We start from the raw sequence: 14364 nt of genomic DNA, 5'->3' as shown, positions 1-14364 counted from the left end.
TCTCTTTTTTGTCTTTTCTCCCGATGTACAACTCAGCACGGTCCAAACTTTAGGTTTATGCTTGTATTAATTACAAGTACAAATTGGTAATCACAGTGTTTGGGCAAAAGAAATCAAAACGATTCAGCGTGAGATCGTATGGAGTGATTCTGTTTGGTTGGTTAATCTCCGTTGGTCTTGTGTTTTGGCAAAGCCATTTAAGCTACCAAGCCATGCATGCGGTGAAAGAGTTACATTACAGTGTTGAAGAACTTAAAAGTTCACTCTATTTTAAAGAGCCTTATCGTTCGACGCGAGCGAATGATATCGCGCTGAATGTGCAGCTACTCTATTCACTTAGGTTACAGCTGGAAGTTGAGCACCGAGATTTTTCATGGCGACCAGATATTCAGCAATTGCTCCATGTGACTGATCGCTATATCACACTGACCAAATCGTATTTGTCGATTGAGCTTAACATTCAACCCTTGGTTGAACGCCTACAAGTGCTGCGCGATAATCCCACTAATTCAGAACAACTCAAGCAAATGTATGTGGTGTTAGGCGCTTATGTATTTGAAGCGATGTTCAGTGACACTGAGCAAAATCCGGGCATCTATCGAGCATTAGATAAACTCTATGTGGATGGGCAATCTTTACCAGCCATTCAGAAAAAAGAGTTAGAGCAGACATTAGCACAAGCGTCTGATTTACTGAATCAATACGCCCAAGGTGCACGTTTGGTCGACAATTTAATCAATCACTCTATTTACAATCAGCTTATCCATGTTGAAAACCAATACCATCGTCTTTTAAACATCTATGCTTATCTTGTCACGGGGTTAAGTGGTGGTGTTATGCTATTGCTGGGTTGGTTGATGTTTCGGTCATCAGTTTTAACTCGTTCTCATGTTAATAAAGTTCCCAGTGCTGCGAAAGAGGATGCGTCATCTGAGATAAATCCCAGTCGTGTTTTGTCCACAGAAGAACCACAGGTGGAAACATCGGATCTTTCTGATGATTTGGCCATCGATATTGAATCCATGCTCATAACTCTCAATGGCGATGTTGAGTCTGTCACTCTACTGTTGAGCGTATTTATACAAGATCATCAGCATGATGCCACTGAATTGAAAAGATTGGTGCATTCTGATTTGGAGGAGGCGCAGCGCCGAGCACACAGCCTGAAAGGCGTCGCGGGCAATCTTGGTTGCCGTTCACTCAAGCAGATAGCGTCAGAAATAGAGTTGCGACTTAGCCAGAAGCAACGACCTACGGAGAAGCAATTGGGGTTATTAACAACGCAATTAGCGGCCGCTATAGCCAGTGCGCAACACTACCTTGATCAAAGAAAACGATAAGCCAGTTCTATCGTGTCAGCTTTAAATGGTGATTCTGCTTGTAGTAAAAAAGAGCTCAGTTGAGCTCTTTTTTAATGGTTTTTTAGTTCAATGACTTTTGCAATACTCTGCTAGGCTGACTGTTGGTTGAGAACCGGTGCTTGTTCAGCACTGTCTGCTGGTGCAGTAGGTTCACATTTATCAACAAACCAACCCATGTAAGAGGTAAAAATGGTCACCAAAATACAGACAAAGCTTAGCCACATAAAGGGGGCATATGAGAGCGTTGCAACGCCTAGAATGCTCGCCATGTAGATGCCATTATCGCTCCATGGCACCATACCGGAGGTGAGTGTGCCACCAAATTCAGCGTTACGTGATAGGTTCTTACGCTGATAGCCTAAACGATCATAGTTCTTGGCACAGATTTTAGGGGTCAGGATGAGTGAAACATACATAGCTGAGCCAAAAACGTTGCCCATAAATGCAGTACCAATGGTACTGGTTGCCAGTGAACCTGCGCTTGTCACGCGGCGCTCAAACAGTTTTGCGATGGTTTCAAGCACACCCACTTTATCTAGCAATCCACCAAACCCGAGACCAAAGACAATCACGGCAACAGAACCAAGCATAGAGGACATGCCGCCTCGGTTTAAGATTGAGTCAATGAAGCCAACGCCAGATTCAATATTGTAAGGTGCCCATGCGGTATTGAAAGCTTGCAAGAAGTCTACGTCTTGGATCATCACAGCCCAAATGATGCCCAGCAAAGAACCAAAGCTAATTACAGGAAACGAAGGCATTCTCATCGCAAGCAAGCCAAGTACAATCAGCACTGGCACAAAAGAGTATGGGGTAATGTAAAACTGCTGTTCCATCGCCTCAATCACGCTTTGTACTTGAGACATGTCTACGTTACCCGCATAGTGGAAACCAAATAAGGTAAACATGATACCCGTGATCACGTAGCTGATAAGCGCTATCGGCAGCATACCTTTAATGTGCTCCATCACTTCAACGTTAGACATCGAAGACGCCAGAATAACGGAATCAGATAATGGCGACATTTTGTCACCAAAGTAACAACCTGAAAGTACTGCGCCAGCGGTGATTGGTGCTGGAACGCCAAGACCCTGACCAATCCCCATCATGGCAATCCCCGCGGTACCAGCTGCACCCCATGAGGTTCCAGTTGCTAAAGCAGTGAGAGAACAGATGATCATCGTTGCAAGAAGAAAAATAGAAGGATGGATTGCTTGAAGACCGTAGTAAATGATGGTCGGCACGATCCCGCCGGAGATCCAAGTACCAACTAATGCGCCAACAGCTAAAAGTATCAACACGGCACCTAAACCATTAGAAATACCATTCAGTGCTGCTTTTTCTAATTCTTTATATTGGTGACCTAAACGAACACCGAGCACAATAATGATGAACCAGCCAATGTATAAGGCCAGTTGGATAGGGAGTTCGAGTTGAGCTGTAAACGAAAACGCGAGTAACAAAAACAAGCCTAGAGCAATAATTACTTGAATTAAGCTAGGTAGGCGTTGAGGGGCTTGCGTCATAAAAGAGCCTCTTGTCAGATTTATGATCTAAGGACAGAACGGTGCCCTTATTGAGTTCGATCGCACTTTACAATAGTTAGCATAATATATCGACATCAAACACCTCGGATGTGATTTATGTCGTTCAAGTGGTTAATCTTCGATGTTAAATGTTGATAATAGTTAAATTTAATGGTTATAAATGTTTTGTAGTGTGGGCTTTTTGTGTAACAAGAACGTGATTATTTAGCGTTTCGTTGATTATTGAATGCTGAATCATAGTGCGGTTGAGTGATTTTTAGGCTTAAATGTGTTTTTTACAAAACTGGCTACGCAGAAAGAAAAAGTTACCACTTTTACTAAGAAAGTCTTGAGATTTTATGCTGAACCACTTATAGATGGAGCAATAAATTTTCATTTTAGATACATGGAGAGTGAGCGCGATGAGAGTAGGTTTAGTGGGTTGGCGTGGTATGGTCGGTTCTGTACTGATGCAGCGTATGGTTGAAGAAAATGACTTTGACTTGATCGAACCGGTTTTCTTTAGCACATCTCAAATTGGTATTCCTGCCCCAACGGTGCCTTCTAAGAAAGGCAATCATCATACAGGGTTACTGCAAGATGCTTACGATATTGATAGCCTCAAACAATTAGATGCCATCATCACCTGTCAAGGTGGTAGCTACACTGAAAAAGTGTACCCAGCTCTGCGTCAAGCGGGTTGGAAAGGTTACTGGATTGATGCTGCATCTACCTTACGGATGGATAAACAATCAATCATCACTTTAGATCCGGTCAACTTGACACAAATTCAGCACGGCATCCATTCAGGAACCAATACCTTTGTGGGCGGTAACTGCACAGTCAGTTTAATGCTTATGGCATTAGGCGGCCTTTATGAGAAAGGTTTGGTCGAGTGGATGAGCGCAATGACCTACCAAGCAGCTTCGGGTGCTGGCGCTCAAAATATGCGCGAGTTGATCTCGCAAATGGGAGTAATTAACGATGCAGTAAGCTCTGAATTGGCTAATCCATCGAGCTCAATTCTTGATATTGACAGAAAAGTGGCTGAAACCATGCGATCACCTTCTTTTCCTACCGAGCAGTTTGGTGCACCACTAGCGGGTTCATTAATCCCTTGGATTGACGTCAAACGCGACAATGGTCAAAGCAAAGAAGAGTGGAAAGCGGGCGTTGAAGCTAATAAAATTCTGGGACTTCAATCGTCACCGATTCCGATTGATGGAACCTGTGTTCGTATTGGCGCAATGCGCTGCCACTCACAAGCATTAACCATCAAGCTGAAGAAAAATGTTCCGCTTGATGAAATCGAAGAGATGATCGCTACGCACAATGATTGGGTGAAAGTTATTCCAAACGAGCGCGATATTACCGCACGTGAATTGAGCCCTGCCAAAGTCACTGGCACCTTGTCAGTTCCCGTAGGACGTTTGCGTAAAATGTCTATGGGTGATGATTTCTTAAATGCGTTTACGGTGGGTGACCAATTATTGTGGGGAGCTGCTGAGCCGCTTCGCCGTACTTTGCGGATCATTCTGGCTGAAAAACAGTAAAGATGGATCTCGGTTTAAAACTACCTGAGTAAAAATAAAAAAGGGGCGCTTTATGCAAAGCGCCCCTTTTTTTATGCTTTTTATCTGTAGTAACAGTGACGATGTTAACGCGGTTATGCAAGGCCAGGAAATAAATTTCTGAGCCCATTGGCAATAAACTCAATACCGAGTGCGCCTAGTATTAAACCCATGATCCGCGTAATCACGTTGATACCCGTTTGACCTAAGAAGCGGACAATATAGGGGGCTGAGCGAAACAGCAGCCAAGAGCTTAAACTAAATAACACCACAGTGATTATAATGCCCACGGTATCGAACATGCTTGGGTAGCGAGAGCCATACACTATGGTTGAACTGATGGCACCCGGTCCTGCCATTAAAGGCATGGCGAGTGGCACAACCCCAATTTGTTCACGGCTAATGTATTCAGATTTCTCTTGTTTGTTTTGTTTATCTTCACCCAATTTACCGCTCATCATCGAAAACGCGATGCTCAGCAGCAATAGGCCACCAGCTACTCGAAACGAATCTAAAGAGATACTAAACATATCCAGTAACATCTGCCCAGCAAGCAGTGCGGTAATCAAAATTATTGCCACAGCAATATTCGCTGTAGCCGCCGTTTTGTGTTTCTCTTCTTGCGTCATATGCCCAGTGAGAGAGACAAATATTGGCATAATCCCCACGGGGTTCACAGCGGCTACAAGGCCTAAGAAAAACTGCAGGAAAATGGCTAACTCAAAGGTTTGCATGGCATTTATCTCTAATGGATCATTTCGATGAAATATTACGTGGCTAATGTAAGCGAAAGCAAAGGATAGCACGAATGAAAAAAACTAAAGCGATTGGGGTTTTATTGCTGAGAAAAACTAATTCAATGAAGAAAACGTTTTACAATTGTTTTTCTAATGTATGTGAGTGGTGTTGTTTTTTGCTCAACTGTTAACATCTGCACATTTTTAATAAAATTAGTGCTCCTAGCTGGTGGTAAAAGTGAGAGTCGATATACTCTCAGTAGCACGTAAAATGAGGTGTGTTCATTCATCTATCGCTCAAAAATGAAACTTTTTTACAGATTGTTGTAGTTTTTATAGTTTTCGTTGTTTAAGTAAATGTTTTTTATTCATTTAATTATCTATATGTTTTTTGTTTGTTTTCAGTGTCTTGTAGGCGATTTTGTAGGGTGGTTACCCCTAATTGGGTAATTAGTTTTTGAGAACTGATCTGAGTCAATTTTTTTCACACTCTGAAATATTATACTCAGTCCTGAAAGCAATTTACTAAGTCTGTCATTGTTTAAGCTGTTGAGAAAAAACAAAAACACAAAGCTGCAAACTTAATAAAGAGTTTTTAACATTTTTCTATTTTTAGGAGATCCATTATGCCTGTAACTAATTTAGCTGAACTTGATGCTCTAGTAGCGCGCGTTAAAGCGGCTCAAGCAGAATTCTCTACTTACTCTCAAGAGCAAGTAGATAAAATTTTCCGCGCAGCATCATTAGCAGCTAACCAAGCTCGTATCCCTCTAGCGCAACAAGCGGTAGCGGAATCAGGCATGGGTATTGTTGAGGATAAAGTAATCAAGAACCACTTTGCGTCTGAGTTCATCTACAACAAATACAAAGACGAAAAAACGTGTGGCATTCTTGAAGAAGATAAAAACCTAGGCACGATGACTATCGCTGAGCCTGTAGGCATCATCTGCGGTATCGTTCCAACCACTAACCCTACTTCTACTGCAATCTTCAAATCTCTCATCTCTTTAAAGACTCGTAACGGTATCATCTTCTCGCCACACCCACGTGCGAAAAATTCAACTAACGATGCAGCTAAACTCGTGTTAGATGCAGCAGTTGCAGCTGGCGCGCCAAAAGATATCATCGGCTGGATTGATCAACCTTCAGTTGAGCTATCTAACGCGCTAATGAAGCACGAAGGTATTGCACTTATCCTTGCAACAGGTGGTCCTGGCATGGTGAAAGCGGCTTACTCGTCAGGTAAACCAGCAATCGGTGTAGGTGCAGGTAACGTTCCAGTTGTAATCGACGAAACGGCAGACATCAAACGTGCAGTTGCTTCTGTTCTTATGTCTAAAACATTCGATAACGGTGTGGTATGTGCTTCTGAGCAAGCGGTTATCGTTATGGACGAAGTGTATGACGAAGTAAAAGAACGTTTCGCGAGCCATAAAGCGCATGTTTTAAGTAAAGCAGACGCAGACAAAGTACGTAAGGTACTGCTTATCGATGGCGCACTAAACGCGAAAATCGTAGGCCAACCAGCAACAGCCATCGCTGAAATGGCGGGCGTTAAAGTTCCAGCAGATACTAAAATCCTTGTCGGTGAAGGTATTGGCGAAGTTTCTTATGACGATGAATTCGCACATGAAAAACTTTCTCCAACACTTGGCATGTTCCGCGCGACTTCTTTCGAGAACGCGGTAGAACAAGCAGTAAGAATGGTAGAAATCGGCGGTATCGGCCACACTTCTGGTCTATACACTAACCAAGACGTTAATGCAGACCGTATCCGTTACTTTGGTGACAAAATGAAGACGGCGCGTATTCTTGTAAACATCCCAACCACTCATGGTGGTATCGGTGACCTTTACAACTTTAACGTTGCACCATCTCTAACGCTAGGTTGTGGTTCTTGGGGTGGTAACTCAATTTCTGAGAACGTAGGTCCTAAGCACCTAATCAACAAGAAAACTGTTGCGAAGCGAGCTGAAAACATGTTGTGGCATAAACTACCTAAGTCAATTTACTTCCGTCGTGGTAGCCTTCCAATCGCTATGAGCGATCTTGAAGGCAAAAAACGCGCATTCCTAGTTACTGACCGTTTCCTATTCAACAACGGTTATGCAGACGACGTAGTGACTCTGCTAAAGTCAAACGGTATAGAAGTTCAAACATTCTTTGATGTAGAAGCTGATCCAACTCTATCTGTCGTAGAGAAAGGCGCTGAAGCAATGAAGAGTTTCCAACCAGACGTGATTCTAGCACTTGGTGGTGGTTCACCAATGGATGCGGCGAAGATCATGTGGGTTATGTATGAGCACCCAGAAACTCACTTTGAAGAGCTTGCAATGCGCTTTATGGATATCCGTAAACGTATCTACAAGTTCCCTAAAATGGGTCAAAAAGCAGAATTGGTTTGTATCACGACTACTTCAGGTACAGGTTCAGAAGTCACACCATTTGCCGTTGTAACAGACGACAAAACAGGTGCTAAATACCCACTAGCGGATTATGAGCTAACACCTAACATGGCTATCGTTGATGCGAACCTTGTGATGAATATGCCTAAGTCTCTAACGGCATTTGGTGGTTACGATGCTGTGACTCACGCTCTTGAAGCCTATGTATCTGTTCTTGCGAACGAATACTCTGATGGTCAAGCTCTACAAGCACTTAAGATGCTGAAAGAGTATTTACCATCAAGCTACAAAAATGGCGCAGCAGACCCAATTGCTCGTGAAAAAGTGCACAATGCAGCGACTATCGCAGGTATTGCTTTTGCTAACGCGTTCCTAGGTGTATGTCACTCTATGGCGCACAAGATCGGTGCTGAGTTCCATATCCCGCACGGTCTTGCTAACGCATTGCTTATCTCTAACGTTGTGCGCTACAACGCGAATGATAACCCAACCAAACAAACTGCGTTCTCTCAATACGACCGTCCACAAGCACGCCGTCGTTACGCTGAAGTGGCTGACCACTTGGGCTTGAGCCAAGCGGGCGACCGTACTGCTCAGAAGATTGAACGTCTACTGACTTGGTTGGAAGAGCTGAAGAAAGATCTCGACATCCCGCTATCTATCCAAGCGGCTGGCGTGAATGAAGCGGATTTCCTCGCAAAAGTTGACGTGCTATCAGTTGAAGCGTTTGATGACCAATGTACTGGTGCAAACCCACGCTACCCACTGATTTCTGAGCTAAAAGAAGTACTTCTTGCGGCTTACTATGGTACAGCGTTTGTTGAAGGTGAAACTTTCGAAGGCACTACCGTTATCAAGAAGAAAGATGACCAAAAACCAGCAAAGAAAAAGTAAGCTGAGTTATTGAGGGATTTTCGCTAGCACGAAACAATCTCTATCGGGAAAAGATAAAGCCTCACCATCTGGTGAGGCTTTTTTTGCTTTTTTGCTCGAGTAACTTAATCATCAAAGCGTGGATGGGATTTATCCCCACATGACTAAAATAGCGGCAATTGCGATTAGAACAAGCCCCAGCCCATCTTTAATTTTCACCGATTGTTTTAGCCAAAAAATAGAAATTAACATCGTAAAAAAGATCTCAATTTGGCCTAAAGTTTTTACATAAGGTACGGTTTGAAGAGACATTGCACTGAACCAACCAATAGAACCAAGACAGCTACTTGTGCTGGTTAATAGCGTTAGCTTAGGTCTTACCCATAATTGTTTTAATGAGTTGTTGTCGGTCACCATTAGGTAAATTAGCAGTAATAAAGTCTGCAGTGAAATGACCAACAATAATACCCAAGCAGCACTGTGTGGAAAGGGTAAGCCAAGTGCTAAGCTGGCTTCACGTACCCACAATGAAGTGAGTGCAAAGGCACTACCACAACTTAATCCCAGTAAAACAGTTGGCATTGAAAGCTGCTTAATATTGCCGTGCGTGCTCATCAAAAATACACCAATGCCACCAACGATGACGCCAATCCAGCCCAAGCCTGTCAAATGAGTCCCGAAAAAAATCATCCCTAAAATAGCGGCAACTAAGGCTTCGCTTTTGGCTAGCCCAGCACCTACGGCATAGTTATTTAATTTAAAAAGCTTAACCATGAGCGCTGTCGCGACGATTTGCATCAATGACGCGCCGATAATGAAAGCGATAAAGGTCAATGACAATGTAGGTAATTTCGCGGGTATGAAATGATACAAAGTGATGAGATAGAGAGCCGCGATAGGGCCAGCCCAAAGAAAGCGGGCAAGGGTAACACCAGTAGTACTGACCTCAGTTGCTAAGCGACTTTGGAATGCATTGCGCCAAGATTGCATGAATGCGGCCAGAAGGGTGAATAAGATCCAAGTCATGGAAGTCCATTTTGAGTGACAAGAAAGAGGCAATGCTATGAGATGCAGAGATATTGGGCAAGCGGAATATAAAAAGGGCTGCGAATGCAGCCCTTTAATGGTATTTAAACTCGGTTCAGAGATTAATACTGTGGTTTAGTCATTGCCGCACCAGCTTGACTTTGCGCTGACTGGCTGCCTGCTGCACGAGTTGCAATTCGTTCAGCATGGAAAGGTGCTGATACGATTTCAATCTCTTTGAGCAACAAAGAGCCTGAGGCTTTGGTCATCGGAGAGAATGCATGCGCTTTGATTGTTTTAGGTAATACGGCTTCAGGTGCCTTAGTTACTGCTTCAACCTTCAATGCAGGTACTTTCTCTGTCGTGGCTTTTTCTTCGACAACGAGCTCAATAGCGGTAGTCTTTTCAATAACAACTTCAGCGATCACTGGCTCTGAAATAACGGCTTCTATAGTGACCGATTCTGTGACTGAAACCGATTCTGTTACCACTGCCGATGGTACATGAGGTTCAATAGTGTCCTGCAAAGAGACTGTAACAGGTTCTTCAACGACGCTCTGGCTCTCTTCGTGGCGAATAATGACCTTACCCATTGCCATTTCAGGGAAAGCAAAACCACCTAACGTTATCTCAGTATTGTTATCCACGACATCTGCCACTTGTTGAACAGGTTCAACCGCTGCGACTTGCTCTGCTACCGGTGCTTGATACACTGGTTTAGAGAGGTCATAACGAGGCATCACTTTACCCATTGCCATCTCAGGAGAGGCAACCCCACCTTTGCGTAAACGGAATGGGTTAGGGCGACGATCACGACCACGGCGTCGACGCTGACCACTGGCTCGTAAATGACGAGGGGAGCGGCGATTGCGACGTTGATTTTGATCGTCATTCTCATTGTCGTCGTTTGGTGTAACAACCGATGGCTCAACAGATTGTGCTATTTCAGCTTTTACGGCTTCAATAACCTCTGCTGCCGGGGTTGTATTAATCAACATTTCAGCTTCTGGTTGTTCTTGAGCTATTGTCTGATCTTTTACACGAACTTGTTTGTTTAACTTACGGCGTTGGCGGCGCTCTTTTACTTTTGTCGTTTTCTCTTCCGTTTTATCTTCATTCGCTGTCAAGGTAACGGCTTGCGCTTCAGCCGCAAGTTGTAGCCCTTGTTCCGCTAACTTTTCAGATTTGCTGTCATCACGCTTGTTGCGGCGCTCTTGTTTTGGCTTGCGAGCTTGTGTCTTACGAGGCTCGTTGGTAGCAACAATTTCTTTGTCTTGTGTTTCTTCAACAAGAGCAGAGGTATTTACGGGTTTACGTTTGTTTCTGTCACGGTTTGCGTTGTCGCGATTAACATTTTCACCGCGTCCGTTACGACGACGTTGGTCATTTCGATCACGACGCTGGCGTGGTGCTTGGCTACGTTCGTTTTCTTGTTTTTGTTGCTCTTCCTCAGTTTTCACCTCTTCCGTGGTGGTTGAGAAGATGCTACCAAGAGCTTTAACGATGCGGCCAAATAGACCTGGTTTGCCTGGTTCAACAGCGATCTCTTTGACTGGAACCGCTACCTCTGCTTTAGGTGTTGGAGCTGGAATAGTCTGTGCTGGAGCAGCAAATCCTTTCAACGCTGGTTCTTCAATGCGTTTTGGTTTGAAATCGATATCTGAGCTTTCTTTACCTTCTGCTTCTTTCAGTGCTTCTAGTTTCATTGGCACTAAGTAAGAGAGTATTTCTTGCTCTTCCCCTTCACGGACACGGATCACTTCAAAATGAGGCGTTTCCATTTCAGAGTTAGGGACAATGGTGATCTCGACTTCTTGAATGCGTTCAATATGATTGATTGAGCGACGTTTTTCATTGAGTAGATAAGATGCAATAGGAACGGGAACCACCGCCATAACTTGAGCGGTATTATCTTTTAGTGCTTCTTCTTCAATGAGACGTAAAACAGAGAGCGCAAGAGATTCATTATCACGAACCACTCCGGTACCAGAGCAGCGTGGGCAGATATGGTGACTTGCTTCGGCAAGTGATGGGCTCAAGCGCTGACGCGACATTTCTAACAAGCCAAAACGTGAAATTCGGCCAATTTGTACGCGAGCACGATCTAGGCGTACGGCATCGCGTAAACGGTTTTCTACTTCACGTTGGTGACGAACAGGAGTCATATCGATGAAATCGATAACCACTAATCCGCCCAAATCGCGCAGACGTAATTGGCGAGCAATTTCATCGGCTGCTTCTAAGTTGGTGTTAAGCGCCGTCTCTTCAATATCGCCGCCTTTTGTTGCACGAGCAGAGTTGATATCAATTGAGGTCAATGCTTCGGTTGGGTCGATAACAATAGAGCCACCAGAAGGCAAACGCACTTCACGCTGGAAAGCTGATTCGATTTGGCTTTCAATTTGGTAATGGCTAAATAGGGGTACTTCACCGTCGTATTTTTTTACACGACTCACGAAATCAGGACGCACCAAACGAATGTGCTCAAGGGCACGTTCATAAATTGTGTTGCTATCAATTAGAATTTCACCAATGTCACGACGCAGATAATCACGAATTGCGCGTACAATGACGTTGCTCTCTTGGTGAATAAGTAGCGGTGCAGGACGCAAATCGGAAGCCTGTTTGATTGCGCTCCAGTGATTGAGCAAAACGTTTAAGTCCCACTCTAGCTCTTCCGCACTTTTGCCCACACCTGCAGTGCGAACGATAAGGCCCATGCCTTGAGGAAGCTCTAAACTGCTCAATGCGGTTTTTAATTCGGTACGCTCATCGCCTTCGATACGGCGTGAAATACCACCGGCACGAGGATTGTTTGGCATAAGAACTAGGTAGCTACCAGCAAGAGAAATGAAAGTGGTCAACGCAGCGCCTTTGCTGCCTCGTTCTTCCTTTTCAACTTGGACAATAACTTCTTGGCCTTCTTTAAGCGCTTCTTTGATGTTTGGACGGCCTTGGTAAGTGTAGCCATCAGGGAAGTATTCGCGGGCAATTTCTTTGAGAGGAAGGAAACCGTGACGTTCAGCGCCGTAATCAACAAATGCAGCTTCTAAACTCGGTTCAACACGGGTGATACGTCCTTTATAGATGTTCGCCTTTTTAGATTCATGCCCTGGACTTTCGATGTCTAGATCAAAAAGTCGTTGGCCATCAACCAGCGCGACACGCAACTCTTCTTTTTGAGTTGCGTTAATTAGCATTCTTTTCATTTAAAAATCTCGTTATCTTTCTTTAGTTTTGATTATTGGACTTGTTGCTGGGTTTCGTTTTCACGGTGCCAGATCCCATGACTAAAAGGTGCAGCCTCCCGGCTGGAGGGGATGCTCTAGGGCACTTCAGTTATCGCACGCACACGATTGCCTGCGATCCGCGTATTGGCGGAAAATACTCAACATGAAATGACGATGAGTAGAGCAACAAGATAGCTTCGCTCAATAGTGTCTTACGCCATGTGCAGCACATTGACGCTTAGCAGTCTACTCACTATTTTGCTCAAAAATGGACGGTAAAGAATAAAAAATCACCGAATCATTCATTGCAGCTGTGAACTATAGCAGTGACAGGTAAACACAGCAATCTGCTTTGTTATGAACAGGTCAAAAAAATGAGAATAGGTCTAAAAGTTAGATGGCTAATTTAATGTTTATCAAAGAGTTTTAGTTGTTAAAGTAAGAATTGTAATGGGTAATATTTAATTTTATCCACAGTCACATTTCAATTGGTGTAATTCTCGCCAATTTGCCATTAAACAGCAGATGAAAATATTCTTTTTTGGGGCGAAGAAAATGTGAATTTAAACAATTTACAGTGGTACAATGGCGCCCATGAGTGAAATTAGAACCCAAGTCCAGCTCATCGATATCGATGAAGATATGGCTGGTCAACGCATTGACAATTTTTTGCGTAACCAATTAAAAAACGTTCCCAAAAGTATGGTTTACCGAATCCTGCGCAAAGGAGAGGTTCGTGTAAATAAAAAACGCATCAAAGCAGAATATAAGTTATCGGCTGGTGATGTGGTGAGAATACCACCAGTGACTCTCGAACAGTCGGATCAAGAGAGCAACACACCCAATACCAAATTGAGTAAAGTCGCCGAGCTAGAACACTGCATTATTTTTGAGGATGAGCACTTACTTATTCTGAATAAACCTTCCGGTACGGCTGTTCATGGTGGGAGTGGTTTGAAATTTGGCGCAATTGAAGCGCTACGTGCATTGCGCCCAGAAGCTCGCTTTTTGGAATTGGTGCACCGTATCGATCGCGATACGTCGGGCATTTTATTAGTGGCTAAAAAACGTTCCGCGTTACGCCATCTCCAAGCCCAGTTTAGAGAAAAAACGATTCAAAAATATTACTTTGCTTTAGTTATGGGGCAATGGAAAAGCAGCTGTAAAGTCGTGAATGCGCCACTATTGAAAAATGAAGTGAACAGCATTGTGCGAGTCAATCCAAACGGTAAAGCATCGGAAACGCGCTTTAAGATCCTTGAACAGTTTGCACAAGCAACTTTGGTGCAAGCCAGTCCGATCACTGGCCGTACTCATCAGATCCGCGTTCATACTCAGTATACAGGGCACCCGATTGCGTGGGATGATCGTTATGGTGACCGCCGTTTTGACGCATATACCGCACAGTTTGGCATTGACCGATTATTCTTACACGCGGCCAATATTCGTTTTATTCACCCTTCGACAGAGGCGTTAATGGACATTAATGCACCACTCGGTACTCAACTAGAGCAAGCATTAGTCAAATTGAGAAACGCTTAAGGCCAGCTTTCATTCGCTAACGAGTAGCAACATAGTAGAAACATAAAGTAATGGTCGAAGTCATGGTATAAAAGTGAGCGCAGATCAAGGCGC

8 protein-coding genes are annotated in these 14364 nt (G+C 43.9%); 4 read left to right on the top strand and 4 right to left on the bottom strand.

Going from position 1 to position 14364, the window contains the following annotated elements; translation table 11 throughout:
* Positions 1-143: 143 nt before the first annotated feature.
* A complete protein-coding gene (locus tag AACT42_RS07745; RefSeq protein WP_094133166.1) occupies positions 144-1340 on the top strand; it encodes an Hpt domain-containing protein in 1197 nt (398 codons plus the stop codon).
* A gap of 110 nt (positions 1341-1450) precedes the next feature.
* On the opposite strand, the gene nhaC is transcribed toward AACT42_RS07745, so the two are convergent.
* Positions 1451-2887, bottom strand: a complete 1437-nt coding sequence (gene nhaC / locus AACT42_RS07740; RefSeq protein ID WP_094133157.1) for a Na+/H+ antiporter NhaC — start codon at positions 2885-2887, stop codon at positions 1451-1453.
* A gap of 422 nt (positions 2888-3309) precedes the next feature.
* Here nhaC and asd point away from each other — a divergent pair, with 422 nt between their 5' ends.
* The gene (gene asd, locus AACT42_RS07735; protein WP_026028273.1) at positions 3310-4440 is read left to right on the top strand and encodes an aspartate-semialdehyde dehydrogenase; all 1131 of its coding nucleotides are present in this window, start codon (positions 3310-3312) and stop codon (positions 4438-4440) included.
* Positions 4441-4553: 113 nt separating this feature from the next.
* On the opposite strand, the gene AACT42_RS07730 is transcribed toward asd, so the two are convergent.
* Positions 4554-5192 carry a YchE family NAAT transporter gene (locus tag AACT42_RS07730; protein WP_010318853.1) on the bottom strand — a complete coding sequence of 213 codons (639 nt, stop codon included), beginning with the start codon at positions 5190-5192 and terminating at the stop codon, positions 4554-4556.
* A gap of 629 nt (positions 5193-5821) precedes the next feature.
* On the opposite strand from AACT42_RS07730, the gene adhE reads away from it, so the two are divergent.
* The gene (gene adhE, locus AACT42_RS07725) at positions 5822-8494 is read left to right on the top strand and encodes a bifunctional acetaldehyde-CoA/alcohol dehydrogenase (RefSeq protein WP_094133158.1); all 2673 of its coding nucleotides are present in this window, start codon (positions 5822-5824) and stop codon (positions 8492-8494) included.
* Between the two features lie 129 nt (positions 8495-8623).
* Here adhE and AACT42_RS07720 read toward each other — a convergent pair whose 3' ends face one another.
* Together AACT42_RS07720 and rne are read right to left on the bottom strand one after the other, a co-directional pair.
* A complete protein-coding gene (locus AACT42_RS07720) occupies positions 8624-9499 on the bottom strand; it encodes a DMT family transporter (protein ID WP_064625727.1) in 876 nt (291 codons plus the stop codon).
* 122 nt (positions 9500-9621) lie between these two features.
* Positions 9622-12708 carry a ribonuclease E gene (gene rne, locus AACT42_RS07715; protein WP_094133159.1) on the bottom strand — a complete coding sequence of 1029 codons (3087 nt, stop codon included), beginning with the start codon at positions 12706-12708 and terminating at the stop codon, positions 9622-9624.
* Positions 12709-13323: 615 nt separating this feature from the next.
* Between rne and rluC the strand changes: the two genes are divergently transcribed.
* Positions 13324-14271 carry a 23S rRNA pseudouridine(955/2504/2580) synthase RluC gene (rluC, locus tag AACT42_RS07710; protein ID WP_094133167.1) on the top strand — a complete coding sequence of 316 codons (948 nt, stop codon included), beginning with the start codon at positions 13324-13326 and terminating at the stop codon, positions 14269-14271.
* The last annotated feature ends 93 nt before the right edge of the window (positions 14272-14364 follow it).

Source organism: Vibrio sp. V15_P4S5T153, from assembly GCF_963874485.1.
GTDB lineage: Bacteria > Pseudomonadota > Gammaproteobacteria > Enterobacterales > Vibrionaceae > Vibrio > Vibrio anguillarum.
Note: the sequence above shows the minus strand (reverse complement) of the source record. Positions and strands in the feature narration are given on the sequence as shown.